This window comes from Kribbella sp. CCNWLW201 (assembly GCF_037203805.1).
GTDB lineage: Bacteria > Actinomycetota > Actinomycetes > Propionibacteriales > Kribbellaceae > Kribbella.
The window spans coordinates 191,216-214,492 of record NZ_JBBCBQ010000012.1 but is presented as its reverse complement, the minus strand read 5'-3'; the positions used below and the strand labels follow the sequence as shown (position 1 = coordinate 214,492).

Below are 23,277 nucleotides of genomic sequence, written 5' to 3'. Positions count from 1 at the left end.
TCAGTCGGTTCCCTCGCTCGCGCCCTGCGGTGTCCCGGTCTTGGGTGTCTCGACCCCGGCCGACGTCCAGACCTTGCCGCCCAGCCGGCTGATCAGCGTGTTCGCGTACTGCTCCGCGACCTCGCGGGCCCCGTCGCGAGCCGTCGCACGGATCTCCACCCACCAGGCCGGCGTCTCGACCGTGCCGACCGACGTACCGAGCATCCGCTCCACCTCGCCCGGCACCTGGATCAGCAGCGGCAGCTCGACCGACACCAGTGGCAGGTGGTCCTCACCGCACAACTGGATGACGGCGCCGCCGCTCACCGCGCGAACTCCCAGCTCATCCCCCGCGGCGGCAAGTCCCGCCAGGACGTCCTCGCTCGACGGGCGCCCGTCCACGAGTGCCACCAGGTCGTATGTCATGGGGCCTCCCGGCCTGGACTGAGGAGTGGAGGGAGCGAAGCGACTGGAGCGACGAGGGAAGGCCGGGAGTCAAAGCGCCATGACCCCGCCGGTGCCGGAGGCCCGGCCATATGCACTGTCATGTCGTTGTTCCTCCGCTGCTCTGGCTGGCGGGCTGGACTGCGTCGGCCAGCGCCGTCTGGACCAGCTGTGGTCCGTCGCCTCGTCGTACGAACAAGCCGCGACCAGGCGGATAGTCGCCCGGGCGCGCACCTGTGAAGAGTTGTCCCTCGCTGCGGTCACCCGACAGCACCAGCCCGGCCGCTCCGGATTCGAGCACCGCGGACATGAACGGCTCGTACATCTGCCGCGACGCACCCGAGGCACGCCGGGTCACGATGAAGTGCAACTTGATGTCCCGGCCGGAGGCGACGTACGGGAGGAACGGATCCATCGGCGACTGCCCACCCGACGTCAGCAGGTCGTAGTCATCCGCCAGTACGACGATCCGCGGCCCACCCTGGCCCGCCTCGGGAATCGCTCCGGTGTCGTCCGGCATCCGCTTCGCCAGCTCCTGCGACACCCCCGCGGCCAGACCGGCGGCGACCCGGCCGGTCGGCGCGTAGCCACCGACGTACTCCTCCGGCACGTACTCGCGCAGACCGCGCCGCGGATCCATCACCGCGAACACCAGCTGGTCGGACTTGTGCCGCTCGATCAGCTGCTGCACGATCAGCCGGACGATGTTGGTCTTGCCGGAGCCGCTGTCGCCGAACACCACCAGATTGCTGTCCCGGCCGGCCAGGTCCAGATACACCGGCGCCAGCGCCCGCTCGTCCACACCGATCGGGACGACAGCCGGCTGCCGAACCTCGTCGGCGACCTGGTCGCGCGGCAGCTTCAGCGGCAGGATCCGGATCTGCGGCGCCCGCGGCCCCTGCCAGGTCGACCGGACCGACAAAGCCTGCGCGCCGAGCACCTCGGCCAGGTCGTCGTCGGCAGCGACGCCGTCCACTCGCGGCAGCGCGAACTGGGCGAACAGCTTGGTGCTCCCGGGCACCAGCATCCGGCCCGGGCCGGCCTTGCGCAGGACCTCCTGCAGCCGCCGGTCGATGTTGGAGTCCGTCGGGTCGTTCAGCCGCAGCTCGAGCATCGTGCCGAACATCGCCTGGTTCTGCATCCGGACGTCGTTCCAGCGCATCATCGACGTCACCACATGCACGCCGTAGTTGCTGCCGCGCTGCAGGATGTCGGTGATCGGCTCGTCCAGCTCGTCGAAGGTGGTCCGGATCGCACCGAAGTTGTCGATCACCAGTACGACGTCCGCGACCGGCAGCTCCGGGATCCGGCCCTCCGCGTGGTCCTTGCGGAGGCTCTCCATGGTGTCGATGGCGTGGTTGCGGAACACCCGCTCGCGGTGGTCGATCATCCCCCGGATCTCCTCGACCGTCCGGCGGACCCGCTCCCGGTCGGTGCGCAGCGCGACGCCGCCGACATGCGGCAGTTCCAACAGCGCCTGCATACCGCCACCCGCGAGGTCGAGCGCGTAGATCGCGACCTCCTGCGGGGTGTGCGTGTGCGCCAGTGAGGTGACCAGGGTCCGCAGCGCGGTCGTCTTGCCGGACTGCGGACCGCCGACGATCGCGGCGTGACCACCGGCCCGGGTCAGGTCCAGCCGGAAGACCTCCTGGCGCTGGTTGCTCGGGTCGTCGATCACTCCGACCGGTGGCTTCATCTGCGGTGACCGGACGGCCAGCTGCAGACCGCGGCCGTTGACGAAGTCGGCGCGACCGGCCAGACCGTCCAAGGTGCAGGCCGTCGGCAGCGGCGGCAGCCAGATCTTCAGCACCGGCTGGGCCGTACGGCGCACCTGGTCGACAAACACCTCCAGCTCCGTCGGCCCCGTCGTACGCTCGGTCGCCTTCGCCTCGACCGGCTGCCGCGCCTGCAGCTCCGCCTCGGACTGCTGGTACGGCGCCAGCGCGAGCGGCCGGACCTCCGCGCCCTCGTCCTCGACGACCTCACCGGAGGGAGCGACGTACGGCCCGGAGACGTAGGCCGCCTTGAACCGCTGGTACACGCTCGTGTCGACCTTGAGGAACCCGAACCCGGGCAGCGGCGGCAAGTGGAACGCGTCGGGCGTGTCCAGCACCGTCCGGCTCTCCTCTTCGGAGAACGTCCGCAGACCCAACCGGTAGGACAGGTACGTCTCCAGGCCGCGCAGCTTGCCCGCCTCGATCCGCTGGCTGGACAGCAGCAGGTGGACACCGATGGACCGGCCGATCCGGCCGATCGAGAGGAACAGGTCGATGAAGTCCGGCCGCTCGGTCAGCAGCTCGCCGAACTCGTCGATGATCACGAACAGGTGCGGCAGCGGCGGCAGGTCCGGCTGCTGCTCGCGCTGCAGCCGGTAGTCGGTGATGTTGGCCTTGTTGCCGGCGTCCTTCAGCACCTGCTGGCGACGCTCCACCTCACCTTCGAGGCTCTTGTACGCGCGCTCAATCAGGCTCGCGTCGTCGCGCAGGTTGGTGATGATGCCGGCCACATGCGGCACCCCCTCGAACGGCGCGAACGACGCACCGCCCTTGAAGTCGACCAGCACGAAGGCGAGGTCGTCGGGGGTGTGCGTGGCCAGCAGCGCCAGCACCATGGTCCGCAGTACTTCGGACTTACCCGAGCCGGTCGCACCGACGATCAGACCGTGCGGACCCATACCGAGCTGGGCGGACTCCTTCAGGTCGACCAGCACGATGCCGCCGTTGTCGTCGACCCCGAGCGGCACCCGCAGGAACGCCCGATCAGGACGCGGCTGCCACAGCTGCCGGAAGTCGAGCCGGGCCACGTCGGTGATGCCGATCAGGCCCATGAAGTCCACGTTGTCGCGCTGCGCGTCCTCCTCCAGCGACTCCTCGGACAACCGCAGCGGCGCGAGCTCACGGGCGATGCCCTCGGCGACCGCGGCTTCCATCCGGTCGACCTGGCCGCTGGCGGCGATCGGGTACTGGCCGCGCAGATCCTCGACCCGGATCTCGTCGCCGAACACCGTGATCCGCATCGTCACCGAACTCGGCTCCTGCAGCCGGTCGGCGACCAGGTGCAGAACGGTGACGCCGAGCTCCCCAGGGACGAGCGAGTCGTCCGCCTGTGGGCGGATCTCGGCGGCCACGTCGCCGTACGTGTCGTGCAACACCAGCAGCCGCTGGGTGAGTCGGCGGCGGTCCTCGAAGTCCACCGATCCGCGACGAGACTCGGTCGCCCATTGGACCCGCTCCCCCAGATCGTCCGCGAGCAGTTGCGACAGCTCTTGAGGTGTCTCCGCGATTCGGCGGAACGGGATCGGGCCCTGCTTGCGCTCGGGGTCCTGGACGTGCGGCAGCCAGCTCATCCAGTGCCAGTCCGGCAGCGCGGCCCGCGGGAAGGCGGCCGCCAGCTTGACGTCCTCCGGCGCGTGGAAGACCGCGGTCTGCACCAGCAGCGACCGAGCCACCCGGACGACGCCCTCGCGGTCCCCGACGATGCTGACGTTGCCGACGTGGTCCAACGGCACGGTCAACGGCATGTCCGGCATCAGCGTGAACCGCCGTACCAGGGCGTTGGCCTCGGCCATCATGAACTGGTCCGGCGGCTCCATCGCGGAACCTCCCGCGCCCACCACCGCAGGCACCACCGGCACCCGGCCGCTGCCGCAGCGCGGCTGCAGGAAGTCACTGTCGGTACGACGCCGCTCCCACAGCCGGGAGACGTCCGTCACACAGTCGAGCAGAGCGTCCGGCGGCGGGTTCAGCTCGAGCGCCTGAGCCCGGGAGGTGCGCTCCTCTTTCGAGAAGTCGTCCCGCATCCGCTCGAGGTAGTCCAGGTAGCGAGCGCGCTGGTGCTTGCGATCCTTGCCGCCCTTGCCGCGGGACGTCAGCATGCCGCCGATCGAGCCGATCAGGGTGAGCCCGAGCAGCCCGATCCCGACCATCACCATCGGGCCGGACCGGCCCATCGTCATCATCGCGACCGAGCCGACGCTGCCGACCATCGGCAACAGCATCTGCATCGCGTTGCCGCCCCCGCCCGCGCCACCGCCGCCGAGACTCGGCGCCGGCTCGATCACGCGCTGCTGCTGCACCCCGGGGGCAGGTGTACGCCGCGCAGGGCGATGCACGATCCGGCTTGCCACTAAGGTTTTCCTCCGCTGGACCAGCCCGCGATGCGCGGGGGGACTTGCGTACTTCTTACCGACGGACGTGCGAGACACTCTAATGGTGGGTGAGGTCAAGGGATGACGAGCACGAACGATTCCGCGGTCGTCGAAATGATTGCGGATCTGGCGCCGATCTGGTTACCGGGCTGCGTGGTGGACGCCGAGCAGCGCACGGTCGAGGTCGGCTGGGGCCGCGGCGCCCTGCAGATGTCCGCCGTGGTGGGCGTCAGCGAGATCGTCGATCGTTGCCTCCAGCTACCACAACAGCGCTGGCCGGAACAGATCGAGGCCTGGCTGCGGGCCGTCGTCGCCGAGGGTGAGCTCGCCACAGAGGAGCATCGGTACGGCGATGTCGCCGAACGCCAGCGTGCGTTACTCGTCCAACGCGGCTGGTCTGCGCGCACCGGCGGTCCGGTCGCGGACGCGCTGCTGCCGTTCGGCGATCACTTCGAGGTGGTGGTGTTCATCCGTACCGGCGACGAGTTCCGGCGGCTGACCGTCGTACGGCGGTCGATGCTGGGACTCGGCGATCCCGGTGTACCGTCGCCGGTCAGCCTCAGCCTGGCCGAGATCGCGGACCTGGAACCGCAGCAGCACGACGGTTTCTCGGTGCTCAGCCGCGACGGCGACCGGCTGGTGTCGATGGCGATCGTCGACCGGGACCACTTGTTGCCACAAGCATCGATAGGCGCGGGGGTGCTGATCGGCGTGCCGCGGTTGAGCACGGTCGCCTACTGCCCCGCCGACGCCGGCCAGGCCCGTGCCGACGCGCTGGCCCGGTGGATCGCCGACAGCTACCGCGGTGCGCCGGACCAGTGTTCGCCGGATCTCTACTGGCTCCAGGGCGATCAGATGGTCCAGGTACCCGTCACGCTGGCCACACCGCCGAGCGCCGTACTCCCAGCTGCGTTGAAACCTCAGCCGCGCAGGACCTGGCTGCGTCACCTCTTCGGCCGCTAGCTTCTCCCCCGAACCAGCGCATCCAGAGCCGCTGCGTCGCTCACTTCGACGGTGACGGGCTGACCGGGCCAGACGTGGTCGCGGTCGGCGTCGGCTGCTGGTTCTGCTTCTCCTTCGCCTGCGCCGACTTGAAGTACGACACACCCGCGCACCCCGCACACGCGACCGCCCCGATCATCACGCTGGCGAGGACCTTCCCGGTCTGCTCGTTCAACGTGTTCTTGGCCCGCTCGGCCCCAAACAACCAGGCCTCCCGCAACCGCCGCCGCCGAACAGCAACCGATTCGATGACCTGCGTCCCGTAGTTCCCCGACATCGCGCGTCAGCCCTCCAGATCCAACTGGTCCAGTGTCGCCGGGTCGATCGGCCTCGGCTCCAGCGCAGCCCGGTCGGCCAGCGTCAGCAGCGGGAACGATCCATACCCGAGCTCGATGGACCCATGCCCCAGCGAGTAGCCGCCGCCCCGCTCGAACAACGCGAGCAGTGGCTCGTACGGATCGTCGAGCGCAGCGAACCGCTGCCGCGGCAGGTCGCCGAGCGCCGCCCAGCGCACGATCACCGCGCCCACCTCCGGCCAGATCGGGAACTCCTTGCCAGCCGACGGATCGATCTCGAGCCGCGCCAGCAGCGCCGGGTCGACCGCGACCTCCGAATCCAGAGCGCCGGCCAGATCACCGAACGGCCAGCTCTTCTCCGTTCCGAGTGCCTGCGCCCACTGCGCCGTACGCCGGAGGAACTCGCGCGCCAGCCGGGAGCGGGAACGCCGATGCTCGAACGCCGCGTCGTCGTCGAACTTCACGGCGAGAAGGCGGTCGACCATCCGCTCCGCAGCGGCCGTGTCGGTCACCATCCCATTGCCTCTCTCGTGTACTGGACGAACTCGTCAAGGTTGGACAGGTCGGGTGCGAGACCACCAGGCGGTGGTGTCAGCTCGAGCCTGTTCCAGTGTCGCAGCAGGTCGACTCCGTCCGACCGCTGCAGTGACCGAGGTGCCACCTCGTGCGGACCCGCGAACTCGGGCTCGAACTTGTAACCGCCGTCCTCGTCCCACGCCCTCGGGTCGGCCCGGTTGTAGGGGACGCCGGTCTCGAGCAGCCTGGCCTCCACATATTCATGGGCGATCAGGGTTCGCAGCGCGTTCGTCTCGGCATGGGTCAACGGCGTGCCGTCCATCGCGGCCTTCCACAGGTCAGCGATCTCCTGCAGCGGCCTGAAGTTGCCGTGCCGCATGTCCCCCGGCGCGATCGCGACGTCATGGGTGTTCACGAAGACGTTCCGCTTGGCCACGTCCACCAGGGCTGGATCCACACCGGCCGCATCGGCAACCTTCGGAACGTCGTCCGTCGAGTTCCTGATCTGCCGGTACATGTCTTCCAGCTCGGGTGTGCCGTTGATGGTGAACTCGTTCACGTCCGGCGGCCGCACGGGGTAGCCCGCGTTCGCGTTCGCCGGGTGCGAGCCACCCGCCGGCTGCCCACCCTGCGGCCCCGACTGCGACGGCTGGCCGCCGTACTGCTGGGGCTGCCCACCACCCTGCGGCGGCTGACCGCCCTGGTACGGCTGCTGCCCGGGGTGGGACCCCGGCTGTTGACCCGGCTGCCCGTAATCCGGCTGGTCCGGCGTGTGCCGAGCGTACGGCCCGGGTTGCTGCCCCGGCCCGAACGACCCCGGCTGATGCGGCTGCCCATACGGCTGCTGACCCGGGTACTGGTGCGGCTGTCCGTACGGCGGTTGCCCCGGCTGCTGATGCGGCTGTTGTCCCGGCTGCTGGTACGGATCCGGCTGACGCGGCGGCGCATAAGGATCCGGCTGCCCCGGACCCTGCGGATGCTGCCCCGGCTGGTATTCCGGCCGCTGATGCGGCGGCTGACCCGGCTGCCGATACGGGTCCGGGTGCTGACCGGGATGGCCAGGCTGCTGATACGGGTTCTCCGGGTGCCGCGGCGGGAACTGCTGCGGCTGCCTCGGGTCATACCCAGGCTGCTGGTACGGCGACTGCCCCGGCTGCTGACCGGGATGGCCAGGCTGCCGATACGGGTCCGGGTGCTGACCGGGGTGACCCGGCTGCTGATACGGATCCGGCTGCCCCGGGTGACCGGGCTGCTGGTGCGGTGGCTGACCGGGCTGCTGGTACGGCGACTCCGGCTGCCGGCCCGGGTGCGATTCCGGGTAGTGCGGCGCCGACGGCTGCTGACCCGGGTGGTGCCCCGGCTGGTGGTGCGGTTGGCCGTACGGCGGCTGCCCAGGCTGACGCGGCTGCTGACTGGGGTACCCCGGCTGCTCCGGCTGCCGCTGCCCCGGCCCGTACGGCTGCCCCGGTTGGTATCCGGGCTGCTGATGCGGCGGCTGACCCGGCTGCTGATGCGGCGGCTGACCCGGCTGCTGGTACGGCGCCTCCGGCTGACGCGGCGGATACGGCGGCTGACCCGGCTGCTGCCCAGGGTGGTACCCCGGCTGCTGAGCCGGCGGCTGCCCCGGGTGATACCCCGGCTGCTGCGGCTGGCCCGGACCGAAATGCTGTTGTGGCTGACCGGGGTTGTACGGGTTCACCGGCTGCTGCGGGGCAGGTGGTTGCTGACCTGGGTGGTAGGTCGGCGTCTGCTGCGGGGTCGGTGGCTGGTTCTGCTGGTACCAGTCCGAGGGTGGGCCGTAGTCCGGTTGACCAGACGGCGCCGTCGGCTGCCAGGGAGTTTGCGGCGTCCCCGGCGAGTTGCGGTTCGCAGCACGTTGCGCCCAGTACGAACGCCCGGCGTCTGGCTCGATGACGACCGGCTCCGGCCGCTGGCCAGGCGGGATCTCCGCCGGCCCGCCGTAGTCACGCATCTCGATATGCCACTTGCCGTCCTCGTCCTGCCACCGCCGAGTCGGATAGAACGTCGTGTGCGGCGGATGAATGACTTCCTTGGCGCCGTTGTGCGGATCGCGCAGGAAGGTCATGTCCTTACCGTGGCGGGCATCGATGTGCAGAATCACATCCCGCCCGAACATCTTCGCGCCGTCCAGATCCTTGTCCGAGTGGGTGAAAGCGGCCTCGTTCACGGAACCACCGGGCTCGTACCGGTTCAGGAACGCCGCCAACTCTTCCGGCGTGTCGAAGCTGAGGCCACGGTGGATCTCCCCCACCGCATCCGGCATCTTGTTCATCGCGGACGCCGCGACGCGGACGATCGGCCGCTGTTCGACGGTCGGGTCACCCGCCCGGTAGTCGTTGTTGATGTCCTGGTGGTCCATCTTCAACAACTTCTCCATCGCACGGATGTCGACGTCCGTCAGCTCGTCGATCCCGTCACCGAGCTGCTCCCGGCCACGTTCCCGGTGCAGCCGCATCTCATCCGGGTTGTACGACCCCGCCGTACGCAGGAACTCGTCCTCATCCCGCCGAGAAGCCCGGAAGTCCCCATCCGCCAACTCCGACCCCGCATACCGCTCCCCCGGCACCCGCCTCAAGGGACCATCCGGCACCCGACTCTCCGCCGCTCCCGGCGTACGCCCCTCCGGCGCCCGCCCATCCGGCGACTCTGGCACACGGTTCTCCGGCGCGTCCGGCACACGGTTCTCGGGCGCTTCCGGCGTACGCCCGTCCGGCGACTCCGGCACCCGGCTCTCGGGCGCTTCCGGCGTACGTCCATCCGGCGCGTCCGGCACACGGTTCTCCGGCGCTTCCGGCGTGCGCCCATCCGGCGACCCATCCGGCGACTCCGGCACCCGGGTCTCCGGTGTGCGAGAGGACGGTGGATGAAGCTCTGTCAGGTCGTCCAGTGTGCGGCGTGAGCCGGGCGTGCCCACCTCCGGAGCGTTCGCCTCTGGCCCGCGGGACTCCGGCGCATTCATCTCGGGCGCATTCGTCTCCGGTACGCGGCTCTCCGGCGCCTCCGGCGTACGAGAGGACGGTGGATTGAGCTCAGTCAGGTCGTCCCAGTCACTGCGGGTGGGCCGGTCACCCTCCGGGTTCAGTCGGTCCGCGATCGACGGCTGGTGCGGATCTCCCGGCGTACTGGATCTCTGTGGCGGGAGCGGACTCTCCGGCGCATCTGGCGTGCGCGGGACCTCCGGAACATCCGGTGTGTGCGAGCTGTCCGGCAGGTCGGGTGTTTGCGAGCTGTGGAGGGGGCGCGGCGCGCCGAAGCGGGTTTGTGAGGCCGGCGGGTCGGCCGGCGTCCGCGGGACGCCTTCCCACTTGCCGCCCGGCTCGCGTACGGCGAAGTCGAGCTGCTGGATGTGAGTCGCCAGCGGCACATCGCCGCTGTTCTTGACCATGTCGCGCTGGATCTGGGCCAGCTGCTGCGGACTTCCCTCGGGCAGCTTACGCGCCGCCTCCGACGGCTGACCGTCCAGCCACTTCATCGACCCGTCCGTGTCGACGTAGGCGGTGAAGCGGTGCCCACCACCGCCGACGTAGTACACGCCGATGTTGGCGTGAGTGCCCGGCGGCCGGCCCTGCAGCGCGTCACGGACCTTCTGGTACGCCGCCTGGTCCACTGACCAGTCACCGTCACGGCCCGGCGGACGCTGGAACTTGTTGGCCGCCGGAACGTCCCTCAAGCCCATCCACTCGAGCGTCGTGTCCGGGTTCTCACCACGCGCGAACTTGTTCCCGGCTGCCAGCCGCGGAGGTTCGCCGTTGAGGATCTCGCACAGGGCGCGCGACACGTCGGGACAGTTCATCCCGTAGGCCGGCGACAACCCGTTGTCCGGGTTCACCTTGTGCGCCCACTTGAGCACGTTGCCGACCGGATCGTTGCCGACGGCATCCTGCAGCTCGAACTTGCGCGGGTCCATCGGGTCCGGCGGAATGTGGTCGTACATGTCGACCAAAGTCCTGGGCTTGTTCGGCGCCGGCTGGACGTAGTCCGGCTTCAGCCTGTCGATCTCGATCTGCCGCGCCAACGGGTCGTCGTACCTGGGGTCGTTCCCGGCGTCGTGCGGCCTGTTGGGCTGCCCCGGGGTGTTGGGCTGATGCGGGGTGTTCGGCTGGCCCGGGGTGTTCGGCTGCCTCGGAGCGTTGGGTGTGCCGTGCGGGGTTGTGGGCACGTTGGGCGTGCCGGCATGACTTGGTACGCCGGGATGCATCGGCATGACCGGTGGCACCGGATCGGCGTTCCTGGCGGCTGCCGGTTCCGGCGTACGCGGCGTCTCCGGAGTGTGCGGCGCATTCGTCTCCGGTGTGCGCGAGGTCTCCGGAGTATGCGGCGTATTCGTCTCCGGCGTACGCGACGTCTCCGGAGTGCGCGAGGTCTCCGGAGTGTGCGGCGTATTCGTCTCCGGCGTACGCGGCGACTCCGGAGTGTGCGGCGTGTTCGTCTCCGGTGTGCGCGGCGACTCCGGAGTGCGCGGGGCGTTCGTCTCCGGCGTACGCGAGGTCTCCGGAGTGCGCGGCGCATTCGTCTCCGGCGTACGCGAGGTCTCCGGAGTATGCGGCGCGTTCGTCTCGGGGGTGCGCGTGCCCGGCGTGGTCGTCGAGTCAGGCGTGCGAGTGCCCGGAGTGGTCTGCGAGTCAGGCGTACGCGTGCCGGGCGACGTGGTCGAATCCGGCGTACGCGAACCGGGCGACGTGGTCGAATCCGGCGTACGCGAACCGGGCGACGTGGTCGAATCCGGCGTACGCGTGCCAGGCGACGTCGTCGAATCGGGCGTACGCGAACCGGGCGACGTGGTCGAATCCGGCGTACGTGTACCGGGCGACGTCGTCGAATCGGGCGTACGCGTACCAGGCGACGTCGTCGAATCGGGCGTACGCGTACCAGGCGACGTTGTCCCAGGGTCCGTGTGCGAAGCAGGACTCGTCGTACCGGGAGTTGTGCCGGGATCGGTGTGCGAGACCGGGGTTGTGGTGGTCGGGTCCGTGTGTGACACCGGCGGGGAAACCGGGTCTGTGTGGGACGGGGAGTCGACGCTCGGGGTGTGGGTGCTGTCGACGTGTGGCGTGTCGACCGACGGACTGTCCACGGACGGAGCATCCACGGACGGGCTGTCCACCGACGGAGCGTCGACCGACGACGTGTCCACCGATGGGCTGTCGACCGACGACGTGTCGATCGAGGGGTGCGACGTACTGGAGAGGTCCGGGGTGTCCACCGACACGTCGACCTTCGGGAGGCCCTGCATCTTGAAGGTGTCGCCGACAATCGGGATCTTCGCCATCCCCGAGATCACATCGCTGACCTTCGGGATCTTCGTCACCGCGCCGAGGGCGGCGTTGTGCATGGTGATCCGCGTCGTCTGCGCGAATTCGGCCACCTTGGCAACCCTCGCCACCGCAGCGCTCGCGGCGCCGAACTTGCCGGCCAGCGCCGCGGTCTTGACCGCACCGGCCGAACCACCAGAGGCGACGGTGGCGACGATGTTCGTCAGCGCCATCCCGAACGCCTTGCCCGGGTTCTTCGACCATTCGTCCCAGGCGACGAACCCCTTGAGCATGCCTTCGCCCATCGCGAGGCCCGTCTCGCTCCACTCCTTCATCCATCCGGGCCGCTCGAGGCCGAAGAGGGCTTCGGCGCCCCACGCCACAAGCTGGACCGGAGCCGTCAGGATCTGCCCGACGAAGATGCCCAGGCCCTTCCAGGCGTTACCCGCGTCCTCCCAGGTCGGGACGTCCCAGTTGAACCAGTCCTTCATCGTCTCCGAGAAGCCGGGGATCATGTCCAGCAGCGGCAGCACCGGCACCAGCGTCAGGATGCTCTCGACCGTCTCACCGAGGACGGTGACGACACCGAGGAGGACGTTGCCGGGGAACTCGACGATGTCCTGCCAGAGCGGCTTGTCCCGTTCCTCTTCCGTCCCCCACGCGGGCGGCGGGGGCTCCTCCTCGTTCTCCGGCGGCGGGGGCGGCTGCTCCCCTTCGCGCAGGCCCGTCTCCGGGTCCCAGGTCTTACCGCCGTGCAGCTTGACGATCTCGTTGGCCGCGGTGAAGCAGAGGTCCGGCAACTCCTCCGTCATGATCCGGGTGACGTCCTGGACCATCCGGTTGTTGTCGTCGATCATGTCCTGATCGTTCTGCCACTCCGGGTTGCCGTCCTTGCGGCGGTGCCACTGGTAGGCCTCTTCCCGGATGTCGTCCAGCGTGCCCACTCTGGTGCGCACCGCGTCGGCGAGGGTGGTCAGGTGTCCCGACATCGCCGGCAGGCTCGGGCCGAACTCGGTCAGGTTGTCCTGGATCTTCTTCGTCGAACCGACCAGCAGCTCCCGCTCGGGCGCCTGGTACACCTGGTTCAGGCCCTGGAAGGTGTTGTGGACGCCGTTGCCCATGTCGCTGAACTGCTGACCGAGTCCGCTCAGCTCCGACACGTTCTCGTCAAGGGCCTTGACCACGTTGTTCAGCTGCGTGATCGGGATGCCTTCGGGTTTGATCATGTCAGTTCAGTCCTCGGTCACATGCTGGGTCAACGACTGCTTCTGGTACGGCGAGGGGGTACGGGGTCACGTGGTCACGGCGACGCCGTACGACGCGCGCGTCGTACGGCGAGTTGTGCGGCGGCCGCTGTCACGACTGCGGCCGGGCCGCCACCATCGCCTGGTCAAGGGTTTGCGAACTCGGCGCGAAGGAACTGATGCCGTGATCGGCCACCAGGAACAGTTGGTTGGCGTACCCGGGCGGCACGAGGACGACGTACTCCTCCGCCTGGTACGCCGTCCAGTCCGCCAGTTCCTCTGGCGTCGCCCCCAGCTCCGGCGTGGGCGCCTGAGCGGTCAGCCACTCGGCGAGCCGCACCTTCGCGGCCTGGGCAATCTCGTCCGGCACCGGCTGCTGATCGGTCATACCGCGATGTTCTCCCCGGTCGGCTTGGTCTGTGGTGTTCCCGGCGGGTCCGGGACCTCCCCGTTCGCTGCGGCCTGTTGCGCGTTCATGGCCATCTCGTTCTGGCCTTCCATGTAGGCCTTGACGGCGTTCTGCGCACCGGTCAGCGAGGCACTGACCTGCGTCGCCGCGGCTTGCAGCGTCGGCGCCCAGTGCTGGGAGTACTCACCGACGGCCGCCGCGACGACCATGAAGGACTCGTAGTTCAGGCCGTCCATGATGGCCTGCAGGTTCTCGCCGTACGTCGTGATCAAGCCGTTGAACGGCTCCGCTTCGGTCGCCGTGTCGGTGAGCACCTTGGTCACGCCCTGGACGTCGATGTCCCAGTCCACTGTCCCTCCTCAGATCTGTCGCCACGGGTCAGAACTGCCCTGGACGCACTCCCGTTTCCGGGTGACGTCCAGGGCCGTGAAGATGTCCGGAGCTGGGTCAGCCGCCGATGCCGTCGACGGCGGCCGAGGCCTTCTTCAGCGTCGCAGCCGCGGTCGCGTCGTTCGCCGCCAGGGTTTCCTTCAGCGACGCGATGATCGCCAGCGTCGACTCGGCCGCGGTGTTGAAGCGGTCCTCGACCGCGCGGTAGTTCTCGGTCACGCCGCTCGCCGAGGCGTCCGACAGCGCCGCCGTCACGTTCTGCTTGTGCGTCGCGATCAGGCTCGAGATCTGGCCCGAGAGGCTGTTGATGGTCGACTGCACCTCGCCGGAGGCGGCGGTGTCGTAGCTGTTGCGGTTTGCCATCGTCAATCCCTCTCTCTCAGCGCTTACCGAACTTGGCGGCGTTGAAGTCAGCCGCGCCCTGGTTCTTCTTCGCCGTGTCAGCCATCTCGGTGTCACCGGTACGGAAGGCGGCGTCCATGCCGGACTGGCCCTCATTGATCGCCGCGAGCCCGGCGTTCAGGTCGGCGGCGATACCGTCGACATTGGCCTTGAAGGAGTCGAACATCGCCTTACCGGCGCCGCTCATCTTGCCTTCCAACGGCTGCGCCGCCGCGACCAGCTGCTTCACCAGGCCGCCGAGGTCCTGGGTCCCGGTCGAGGTCTTCTTACTCAACTGGCTCAGGGTGTCCTGGCCCATGTCCCAGCGTCCGGTCACTGTCTCTCCTTCGAGGTGGGGTTGCGCCGCACGCACACGATAGTCGGGGCCCCGGGTCATCCCGCGGGCCCCACGGCACACCTGTGATCCTTTCGACCAGGATCGAAAGGCTCCCGCAACAACCACCTCGAAGTTGGTTGCCTCAGTCAACCACCATTCACTGTGACCTACCCAACAGCCCGCCGCCCACCACGTACGTCGACCCTGCTCAGCTCCCTTGGTCCGCCAGGTCCAGCGCGGCCTCGTCGATCGGCCTCGTGCCGGTCACCATCCTCAGGGCTGTACCCAGTCGCGCCACTGGTCGGCGTCCGGTGCGTCCATCGTCGTACCGGCAGGGAACTCATGGATGCCCCGGCCCGGAAGATAGGCCGCGACCAGCCGACCGAGGTCGTGGCACAGCAGCATCGGCACCTCCGGGCGCGCCTCGACCAGCCGGTCGAACACCAGCCGCGCCTCCTGCAACTGCACCGCCTCGTCCCGGCCCAGCCAGATGTCGATCTCCATCGGATAGGTGTCGATCGCCTGCACGTCGTCCGGCTCCGGGTCCGTCTCGACGTGGTAGTTCGGCTGGACCACGAAGCCCACGACACCGGCGCCGGTCCGGGCCGGACCACGCAGGCCGTGCTGATCCGGCCCGGCCCCGGAGGTGTCCGGGATCGGCTCCAGTCCGAGCAGGTCCTGGAGCAGGTTCGCCTCGTCCTGAACCGTCGACCCCGACTGCAGGAAGATGTTCTCCCGCGTGGCCATCAACTCTCCTTCGGATAGGTCACGATCCGGCCGTCGCCGAGGATGATATGCACCTGCGCGGCGACCGTCTTGCCATGCTGGCCGCGCGCCTTGCGGAACGCATGTTCCGCCTCTGCCTCAGTGAGGCCGACCTTGCTGGCGTCGATGACCACCTCACCATCAGGCGGAACCTGGTCACTCGCGTCGTTGATGTTCCGCTTCGCCGCGTTCACCGGCTTGCCGTTCGGCGTCGGCTCCAGCGTCTTGAACTCAGTGATCCGGCCCTCGTCGGCTGGATCCTTGCGAACCATCGCCTCCGGGTTCTTCAGGTGTTCAACGGTGTGATCTTCCCGGCGTGCGTCGACCCGCCAGCCCTCCTGCTCGAGGTCGTCGGCGATCTTCCGCTCCTTCGACACGAACTTCCCGTCCGGGTCGTGGACTCCGGGCGCGAACTCGTCCCCGAGCGCCTTGTGATGGAACGCGGGATCGAAGCCCGGCTTGTTGCTCACCCCGAAACCGCTGTCACCCGGCCGCCAATCCTGCCCGCCGGCCGCCGGCGGGGATCCACCGGGCGGCTGACCGCCGTACTGAGGCTGTGACGGCTGCGCACCATCCTGCGAATGCGGCAACTGACCGCCGTACTGCTCAGACGGCCCACCCTGCTGCGGCTGCGGCTGTTGCCGGGCCTGCGTCTGGGGCTGGTCTGGATGCGGGCCCTCCGGCGTGCCCGGCGGGTATGAACCTGGTGCGCCGGGTGTGTCGGGTGAGTGCGAGTCCGGCAGCGGACCGCTGGGCAGGGAGTCGTCGACGACGTGGATGACGACGTACGGCTCTTGTCCGCCCCGGCGGTCGAACGGCACACCGTCGCTGATGCCCACGATCCTGCCGCCGAAGTCACGCGGCAGTGCGTACTCGCCTTCGTGCACCTCGTCCAGAATCACCCGGTCGTGCGTGACCTTGCCCAGCGGCAGACCTTGCGGCGAGCGGATCTCCACCACGACACCGAACTTGGCGCCACCTTGGTTCGCGAAGTCCGCAGCCCGCTCCGGATTCATCGTCGTCGAGGTGTAGCCCGGGTTGTTAAACCGGCCGCCTCCGAACGTCTCCTGCACCCACTGCCGGAAGTCGGCTTTGCTCCGAACGTGCTGAGGCGCGGCGAGACCACGGAACAGCGTGCGCGGTTCCGCCACCCTCGGTGCATCCCGAATCAGGCCGTCCACCCGGTCTATCCACTCCGTCAGATGCGGTGTCTGGCTCCGGATGAGATCCATGCCCTGCGCGGGGTTCCGCAGCATCCGGTTGATCAGGTTGGCCGTCGAACCACCGAACTCATTGAGGTCCTGGACATCCTGACCATCCCACCTCGCCGACGCCTCGCGCAGCTCCGCCAGGAACCGAGCCTCCGCCTCCGGCGACGCGGCGCGACGTACCTGGTCTGGGGCGTCGAACCCGTGATCCTCTGGTCTGCCCGCCGGGGTGCCCGGCGTTTCCGGCCTGATGTCGGGCGCGTTCGGAGTGGTGTCCGGACGGTGTGCCTGAACGTCGTCGAGGAACTTGCTCCCCGGCGACACGGCGTCACCCGGATCCGGCGCGCGCCTCGGCTCCGGCAGACTCGGTTCCTCCGGCATCTGTCGAGCACTCGGCCCGTGCTCCTCCGGCCTGTACTGCGGCCGCTCCGGCTGCTGCGGCGACCAAGGCGGCCGCTGCATCGGCGGACCATACGGATCCGGCTGACGCGGCGGCGCGTAAGGATCCGGCTGCCCTGGCTGCTGATACGGCGACCCCGGCTGCGGGGGGTGTTGGTACGGCGGCTGTCCGGGCTGCTGGTACGACGGCTGCCCCGGGTGCTGGTACGGCGACCCCGGCTGGTGTTGCGGCGGCTGAACCGGGTGTTGAGCCGGCGGACCGTACGGCGATCCCGGCTGGTGCTGGGGTGGGAACGGTTGCTGCTCCGGCTGCACTGAGCGCTGCGGCGGGAAGGGCGGTTGCTGGGTCGGGCTGTAGGGCGAATCTGGTTGCCCGTGCCCTGGTCCGAAGGACTGCTCCGGCGACGCGCGCTGGTACGGCGCCTGACCTTGTTCTGGCCCGAATTGCCCCTGCTGGCTACCCGGCTGAGTCGGCCTGTACTGCACCTCAGGATTGGCGAACGGATCCACCGGCTGCTGCGAATCCCCGGAACCATACGGATCGGCCGGGTGCTGTGACTGTCCAGAACCGTACTGGCCAGAACCATAAGGACCCGACAGCTGCTCAGGAGGAGGTGGCTGCTGCCACGCCTGGCTACCCGGCTCAGTCGGCTTGTACTGCACGTCAGGGTTGGCGAACGGATCCACCGCCTCCTGCGGAGCATCAGGCGTCACCGGACGGAGGTTCCCCTCAACCTGTTCCCGTACGGCAGTGTGCCTCGGGTCGACGCCTCCAACGGTCGGCAGCTCCGGCCAGCCGCCGGGGGGAGGATCGGCCGGCCCTCCGTGGTCACGGACCCACAGCTCCACCTTGCCCGTGGACTCGTCGTACTCGAGACGAGTCGGATAGAACGTGGTGTGCGGCGGGTGCATGACTTCGTTCTGGTTGACCGAGCGCTCCCGCATGAACGACAAGTCCTTGCCATGCCGAGCGTCGATGACCAGATGCACGTTGCCGCCATGCGCAGAGCCCTTCGACTTGTCCGAGTGCGTGAAGGCCACCTCCGGCACGGTCGCGCCGGGTTTGTAGCGGTTCACGAACTCTTGCAGCTCCTCCGGAGCGATTTCGATGCCACGGTGGATCTCACCCCGGAAATCCGGCAGCTTGTTCAGCGCTGAAACCGCGTTGCGGACCACGGGTAGCCGCTCGGCGTCCGGATCACCTGCGCGGAGGTCCTTGTTGATGGTCCGGTGATCCATCTGCAGCATCTTGTCCATGGCGAGGAGTTCAGCATCCGACAGGTCGTCGACGAGGCCACCGAGCTCCAACCGCCCCCGTTCCCGTTTGTCCGCCACCCTGCTCCGGCTGTACGACGGATCCGTACCAATCATTTCTTCCTTGTCCTGATCGGAAGCCCGGAAGTTGCGGTCCGCCAGCTCCGACGGCACGCGCCTGCCTGGCGACGCCGGTTGCCCGGCGCTGCGGATCGGGTTCTCCGGGACCGGCTGCGTTGCGTCCGAACCACTCCGACGCTTGAACAAGTCGCGCAAACCGCCGTACTGCTCGGCGGCCTCGGGCGCATCCGACTCCGGAGCCGAAGAGTCGGGCATCCCCGGCTCCGGCACATTCGTGTCCGGTGTATGCATGTCCGGCGTAACCGGCTCCGGAACGTTCGGCTCCGACGCGCGGGACGGTGCACTTGTGTACGGCGTGCCGCCTGAGGGCGGGGGTTCGATGCGGCTGCTGATCGGCAGGCTCGCCGGATCCACCATGTAGCGCCGGTCGCCGAGGGGTGTTTGCGGGCGCTGGAACTGCAGCTGTGACGCCGGGGGTGTGTTCGGCGTCCGCGGTACGCCGTCCCACTTGCCGCCCGGTATCCGGGTGGCGAACTGGATGGACGTGATGTCACCGGGGTGCGGATTGATGGGGTGCGGCTTCTTCCAGCCGGCCCAGTCCGGGTACGCGTCCATCAGCTTGCCGCCCGGCGGCTGCGTGTCGAGCCAGTTGACCCGGCCCCGTTGGTCGACGAACGCGTTGAAGACGTGCCCATTGCCCGGAATACCAGGCATCGTGGACTTCCAGGTGACGAAGATCTGCGCGTGCGTGCCCGCGGGCTTACCGATCAGCTCGTCGTACACCCTGCGGTAGGCGGCGTTGGTGAAGTCGGCCGGGTTGTGCGGCGTGTCCGGCGCCGCCATCTTGTTCCCCGGCTTGAAGTCATCCAGATCCATCCACTCGAGCGTGGCTTCCGGATTCTCGCCGCCGGCAAACTTCCTTCCGGCGGCCAGCTCCGGCGAGTCACCGTTCAAGATGGCTGAGGTCTTGCGCGAGCCGTCCCCGCAGTTCATCTGGAACACCTTGCTCAGCCTGTGGTACGGATTGACCTTGCCCATCCAGGCCCTCACGTTGCGCAGCGGCTGGTTCCCGACCGCGTCGACCAACTCGAACCGGCGGGCATCGGTCGGGTCGGGCGCGATGTACTGGTTCGGGTCGATGTCCGACCGCGGTTTGCCCGGCGCGGGGAGTGTGTGCGCCGGCTTGAGCTTGTCGATCTCGACCTGCCGCCGCAGCCGGTCATCCCAGTTGGGGTCGTTCGCGGCGTCGACCGGCTCGCGCTCGTTCGGGACATCGACCGGCTTGGGATCGCTCGGGCGGTCGGTCGGCTTGTTAGCGTCCGGGTGCCGCGAGGGCGGTGGCCCGAACGGGCGCTGCTGCAGGGGGGCGAACGGCTCCCATGGCTTCTCCGGCCTCGGCCCGCCAGGGGTGTTGGGCGTGGTCGGGGCGTGAGGCGTGGTCGGGGCGTTGGGCGTGTTCGGGGTGCTTGGGTTGTTTGGCGTACCGGTGTGATTTGGTACGCCGGGGTGCATCGGCATGACCGGTGGCACGACGGGGTCGGCGGTTCTGGCGGCTGCCGGCTGCGGCGTGCCCTCGGGCGAATGCGTGGTCGGAGTCGTCGGAGTGTTCTCCGGCGGGTGCGTCGTACGCGGTGTATTCGAGGTGCCCGTCTGCGCCTTGCGCGCTGTCTCGGGTGTGTGCGTCGTTTCCAGACTCTTCGGCGCATTCGACTCCGACGTACGCGTGCTCTCCGGACTCTTCGCCGCATCCGACTCCGACGTACGCGTGCTCTCCGGACTCTCCGCCGCATCCGACTCCGACGTACGCGTGCTCTCCGGACTCCTCGGCGCATCCATCTCTGTAGTGCGCGACGTATCCAATGGGCGCGTCGGGTCCGGCGGGCGAGTCGTCGGCGGCGTGGTCGAATCCGGCACGCGTGTGGTCGGCGGCGTGGTCGAATCCGGCACGCGTGTGGTCGGCGGCGTGGTCGAATCCGGCAGACGTGTGGTCGGTGTCGTACTGGGGTCCGTGTGCCAGACCGGCGTCGTCGTGCCGGGGTCCGTGTGCCAAACCGGCGTCGTGCTTCCTGGGTCCGCGGGCGAGGCCGGCGTCGTCGCGCCCGGGTCCGTGTGGTTTGGCGTGGAGTCGGTGCTTGGGGTGTACGTGGTGTCGTGAGCGTCGATATCGGGCGTGTCGATCGTCGGACTGTCCAGGGACGAGGTTTCGAAGGATGAGGTGTCGGTCGTGACGTCGGGCGAGTCGAACGATGTAGCCGACGTCGAGTCGGTGAGGTCCGGGGCGTCCGCCGTCACGTCCACCGGCGGGTTGCCGTGGAACTTGAAGTTTTCGCCGAGGATCGGGATCTCCGACAGGCCGTTGACGACGTCGCGGACCGTCGGGATCTTCAGCGCCGCGCTGAGGGCGGTGTCATGCACGGTGACCCGCAAGTTGTCGACGAAGTTGGCCGCCTTGGCGACTCTCGCCGCCGCGACACCGTACCTGCCGGCCATTGCCGCAGCCTTGATTCCTGCGCCCGCGCCGAAGCTGACGACGGTGAGGAAGACGTTGGTGGTCACCATCCCCAAGGCCTTGCCCGGGTTCTCCTTCCATTCGTCCCAGGCGACGTAGCTTTCGAACATCTGGTCCACCATCGACAGGCCCGTCTCCGTCGACGCCTTCATCTCTTCGGACCGCTCGATGCCGAAGACCTCTTCGCCGACCCAGGCTCCGAACTGCTGCGGAGCCAGAGCCACTTGTACCAACATCATGCCAACGCCCTTCCAGGCGTTCCTCGAGTCCTCCCAGGTCGGCATGTCGTAGTTGAACGTGTCTTTCAACCATTCCGACAAGCCGGGGTGCTGGCTGTTCAGCGCAGGCAGTACCGGCACCAGCGTCAGGATGCCCTCGAGCGTCTGGCCGGCGACCGTGAGCACGCCGAGACAGAAGTTCCCCGGGAACATGGCGACATCCGCCCAGGGCGGATAGTCGACGTCCTCTTCGTCACCCCACGGCGGCGGCTCCGGTTCCGCCTCGTCCCCCGATGCCGGGGGCGCCTCCTCGCCCTCGCGCAGGCCCGTCTCCGGGTCCCAGGTGTCGCCGCCGTGCAGCTTGACGATCTCGTTGGCAGCGGTGAAGCAGAGCTCCGGCAACTCCTCCGTCATGATCCGGTTGACGGCAGCAACCAGGTCGTTGTTGATGTCGACCAATCCCTGGTTCTGCTGCCAGTCCTCGCCTTCCTCCTCCTTCGACTCATGCCACGACGTGGCGAAGCTCCGGAGAACCTCTAGCTCTCTCGCTCGGCTGCGCAGCTCGTCGGCCAGGGTGGCCAAGTGCCCCGCCATCGCCGGAAGGCTCGGGCCGAACTCGTCGAGGTTCGTCTTGACCTTCAGCGTCGAGCTGACCAGCAGTTCCCGCTCAGGTGCTTCGTAGACCTCGTTCAACCCCTGGAACGTGTTGTGGATATCGCTGCCCACGTCGGTGAATGGCTCTCCGAGCGCGCTCAGCGGCGAGATGTTGGCCTCGAGGGCCTCGACCACGTGGTTCAGTTCCTCGACCGGGATGCCTTCCGGTTGGATCATGTCAGCTCAGTCCTCGATCACACGCTGGGTCAACGATCACTTCTGGTACGGCGCTACCACTGTCACGACTGGGGTCGGGCCGACACCATCGCCTGCTCGAGCGTCTGCGAACTCGGCGCAAACGAACTGATGCCGTGATCAGCCACCAGGAACAACTGATTCGCATAACCCGGCGGAACCAAAACGACGTACTCCTCCGCCCGATACGCCGACCAGTCCGCCAACTCCTCCGCCGTCGCACCCAACTCAGGCCGCGGCGCCTGAGCGGTCAGCCACTCGGCCAGCCGCACCCGCGCCGCCTGGGCAACCTCGTCCGGCACCGTCGCCGACTGCTCATCGGTCATACGGCAACGTCCCCGTCCTTGGTCGCCATCGCATCCGTCGGGTCCGGGACGAACCCGTTCGCAGCGGCCCGTTGCGCGTTCATGGCCATCCCTTCCTGCCCTTCCATGTAGGCCAGGACGGCATTCTGCGCACCGGTCAGCGAGGCTGTGACCTGCGTCGCCGCGTCTTCCAGGGTCGGCGCCCAGTGCTCGGCGTACTCACCGATGGCCGCCGTGACGACGTTGAGGCAACCCAGCGCCGCCACGTCCCCTGCCAGGAAGTTCGGACCGCCGCGTGCCCCAGCCCGACGATCGCCTGCGCCGAGGACCACGTACGTCGTTCCGTGCATCAGAGCCGTCAGGCTCTCGTTGTACGCCGTCAGCAACTCGTTGAACGGCTCCGCTGCGGCCGCCGTGTCGGTGAGCACCTTGTACGTGCCCTCGACGTCGATGTCCCAGTCCACTGTCGCTCCTCAGATCGGTCGCCACGTGTCAGAACCGCCCTGGACGCACTCCGTGTCCGGGTGACGTCCAGGGCCGTGAAGACGTGGGGTAGGTCAGCCGCCGATGCCGTCGACGGCGTCGGATGCCTTCTTCAAGGTCGCAGCGGCCGTCGCGTCGTTGGCTTCGAGCGTCGACTTCAGCGAATCGATGATCGCCAGGGTCGAGTCGGCCGCGGAGTTGAAGTCGTCCTCGACGGCGCGGTAGTTCTCCGTCACGCCGCTCGCCGAGGCGTCCGACAACGCCGCGGTGACGTTCTGCCTGTGCGTCGCGATCAGGCTCGAGATCTGCCCGGAGAGGCTGTTGATGGTCGACTGCACCTCGCCGGAGGCGGACGTGTCGTAACTGTTGCGGTTTGCCATCGTCGATTCCCCGCTCTCAGCGCTTGCCGAATTTGGCGCCGTCGAAGTCGGCCGCGGCCGTGTTCTTCCTCGCGGTGTCCGCCATCTCGGTGTCACCGGTGCGGAAGGCGGCGTCCATCCCGGACTGGCCCTGGTTGATCGCTGCGAGGCCGGCGTTCAGGTCGGCGGCGATGCTGTCGACGTTGGCCTTGAAGGAGTCGAACATCTGCTTGCCGGCACCGCTCATCTTGCCTTCGAGCGGCTCCGCCGCCGCGACCAGCCGCTGCACCAGACCACCGAGGTCCTCGGTTCCCGTCGAGGTCTTCCTGCTCAACTGGCTCAGGGTGTCCTGGCCCATATCCCAGCGTCCGGTCACTATCTCTCCTTCGAGGCACCAGTAGGTGAGCAGCAACTACGAAGCGCTCCTGC

Annotated in this window: 16 protein-coding genes; 1 reads left to right on the top strand and 15 read right to left on the bottom strand. The window is 68.4% G+C overall.

Features of this window, described 5'->3' with window-relative positions; all coding sequences use genetic code 11:
* Together V9K99_RS37200 and eccCa are read right to left on the bottom strand one after the other, a co-directional pair.
* Positions 1-405, bottom strand: coding sequence for a hypothetical protein (locus tag V9K99_RS37200; RefSeq protein WP_337010521.1), 405 nt, complete (start codon positions 403-405; stop codon positions 1-3).
* Positions 406-523: 118 nt separating this feature from the next.
* Complete coding sequence (eccCa, locus tag V9K99_RS37195) at positions 524-4,483, bottom strand: type VII secretion protein EccCa (protein WP_337010523.1); 3,960 nt, start codon at positions 4,481-4,483, stop codon at positions 524-526.
* A 168-nt stretch (positions 4,484-4,651) separates the two neighbouring features.
* Between eccCa and V9K99_RS37190 the strand changes: the two genes are divergently transcribed.
* A complete protein-coding gene (locus tag V9K99_RS37190; RefSeq protein WP_337010525.1) occupies positions 4,652-5,533 on the top strand; it encodes a hypothetical protein in 882 nt (293 codons plus the stop codon).
* Between the two features lie 40 nt (positions 5,534-5,573).
* Here V9K99_RS37190 and V9K99_RS37185 read toward each other — a convergent pair whose 3' ends face one another.
* From V9K99_RS37185 to V9K99_RS37125, 13 genes are all read right to left on the bottom strand, one after another.
* Positions 5,574-5,849 carry a hypothetical protein gene (locus V9K99_RS37185; protein ID WP_020384847.1) on the bottom strand — a complete coding sequence of 92 codons (276 nt, stop codon included), beginning with the start codon at positions 5,847-5,849 and terminating at the stop codon, positions 5,574-5,576.
* Positions 5,850-5,855: 6 nt separating this feature from the next.
* Positions 5,856-6,383 carry a hypothetical protein gene (locus V9K99_RS37180; RefSeq protein WP_337010528.1) on the bottom strand — a complete coding sequence of 176 codons (528 nt, stop codon included), beginning with the start codon at positions 6,381-6,383 and terminating at the stop codon, positions 5,856-5,858.
* Entirely contained in the window at positions 6,377-12,883 is a 6,507-nt protein-coding gene (locus tag V9K99_RS37175; RefSeq protein ID WP_337010530.1) for a toxin glutamine deamidase domain-containing protein, read from the bottom strand. Before V9K99_RS37175 ends, V9K99_RS37180 begins: the two co-directional genes overlap by 7 nt.
* A 130-nt stretch (positions 12,884-13,013) precedes the next feature.
* A complete protein-coding gene (locus V9K99_RS37170) occupies positions 13,014-13,289 on the bottom strand; it encodes a hypothetical protein (protein WP_337010531.1) in 276 nt (91 codons plus the stop codon).
* Positions 13,286-13,660, bottom strand: coding sequence for a DUF6507 family protein (locus V9K99_RS37165; protein ID WP_337010533.1), 375 nt, complete (start codon positions 13,658-13,660; stop codon positions 13,286-13,288). Before V9K99_RS37165 ends, V9K99_RS37170 begins: the two co-directional genes overlap by 4 nt.
* 97 nt (positions 13,661-13,757) lie before the next feature.
* Positions 13,758-14,063, bottom strand: coding sequence for a hypothetical protein (locus V9K99_RS37160; RefSeq protein ID WP_337010534.1), 306 nt, complete (start codon positions 14,061-14,063; stop codon positions 13,758-13,760).
* A gap of 16 nt (positions 14,064-14,079) precedes the next feature.
* Positions 14,080-14,418: a hypothetical protein gene (locus tag V9K99_RS37155; protein ID WP_337010535.1), complete on the bottom strand. Its 339-nt coding sequence runs from the start codon at positions 14,416-14,418 to the stop codon at positions 14,080-14,082.
* Between the two features lie 273 nt (positions 14,419-14,691).
* Entirely contained in the window at positions 14,692-15,165 is a 474-nt protein-coding gene (locus V9K99_RS37150) for a hypothetical protein (RefSeq protein ID WP_337010536.1), read from the bottom strand.
* The gene (locus V9K99_RS37145) at positions 15,165-21,683 is read right to left on the bottom strand and encodes a toxin glutamine deamidase domain-containing protein (RefSeq protein WP_337010538.1); all 6,519 of its coding nucleotides are present in this window, start codon (positions 21,681-21,683) and stop codon (positions 15,165-15,167) included. Before V9K99_RS37145 ends, V9K99_RS37150 begins: the two co-directional genes overlap by 1 nt.
* Before the next feature lie 62 nt (positions 21,684-21,745).
* Entirely contained in the window at positions 21,746-22,027 is a 282-nt protein-coding gene (locus V9K99_RS37140) for a hypothetical protein (RefSeq protein WP_337010540.1), read from the bottom strand.
* Positions 22,024-22,470 (bottom strand): DUF6507 family protein, encoded by a 447-nt coding sequence (locus V9K99_RS37135; protein WP_337010542.1) that lies wholly within the window; start codon positions 22,468-22,470, stop codon positions 22,024-22,026. Before V9K99_RS37135 ends, V9K99_RS37140 begins: the two co-directional genes overlap by 4 nt.
* A 93-nt stretch (positions 22,471-22,563) precedes the next feature.
* Positions 22,564-22,869: a hypothetical protein gene (locus V9K99_RS37130; RefSeq protein ID WP_337010544.1), complete on the bottom strand. Its 306-nt coding sequence runs from the start codon at positions 22,867-22,869 to the stop codon at positions 22,564-22,566.
* A gap of 16 nt (positions 22,870-22,885) precedes the next feature.
* On the bottom strand, positions 22,886-23,224 hold the full coding sequence (locus V9K99_RS37125) for a hypothetical protein (RefSeq protein WP_337324172.1): 339 nt from the start codon (positions 23,222-23,224) through the stop codon (positions 22,886-22,888).
* Positions 23,225-23,277: the final 53 nt, after the last annotated feature.

Excerpts from the sequence above, each read along its gene's own strand:
- V9K99_RS37170 (WP_337010531.1), bottom strand. The coding sequence starts at position 13,289 with ATGACCGATCAGCAGCCGGTGCCGGACGAGATTGCCCAGGCCGCGAAG.
- V9K99_RS37130 (WP_337010544.1), bottom strand. The coding sequence starts at position 22,869 with ATGGCAAACCGCAACAGTTACGACACGTCCGCCTCCGGCGAGGTGCAG.
- V9K99_RS37145 (WP_337010538.1), bottom strand. The coding sequence starts at position 21,683 with ATGATCCAACCGGAAGGCATCCCGGTCGAGGAACTGAACCACGTGGTC.
- V9K99_RS37160 (WP_337010534.1), bottom strand. The coding sequence starts at position 14,063 with ATGGCAAACCGCAACAGCTACGACACCGCCGCCTCCGGCGAGGTGCAG.
- V9K99_RS37185 (WP_020384847.1), bottom strand. The coding sequence starts at position 5,849 with ATGTCGGGGAACTACGGGACGCAGGTCATCGAATCGGTTGCTGTTCGG.
- V9K99_RS37150 (WP_337010536.1), bottom strand. The coding sequence starts at position 15,165 with ATGGCCACGCGGGAGAACATCTTCCTGCAGTCGGGGTCGACGGTTCAG.
- V9K99_RS37200 (WP_337010521.1), bottom strand. The coding sequence starts at position 405 with ATGACATACGACCTGGTGGCACTCGTGGACGGGCGCCCGTCGAGCGAG.
- V9K99_RS37180 (WP_337010528.1), bottom strand. The coding sequence starts at position 6,383 with ATGGTGACCGACACGGCCGCTGCGGAGCGGATGGTCGACCGCCTTCTC.
- V9K99_RS37140 (WP_337010540.1), bottom strand. The coding sequence starts at position 22,027 with ATGACCGATGAGCAGTCGGCGACGGTGCCGGACGAGGTTGCCCAGGCG.
- V9K99_RS37175 (WP_337010530.1), bottom strand. The coding sequence starts at position 12,883 with ATGATCAAACCCGAAGGCATCCCGATCACGCAGCTGAACAACGTGGTC.
- V9K99_RS37190 (WP_337010525.1), top strand. The coding sequence starts at position 4,652 with ATGACGAGCACGAACGATTCCGCGGTCGTCGAAATGATTGCGGATCTG.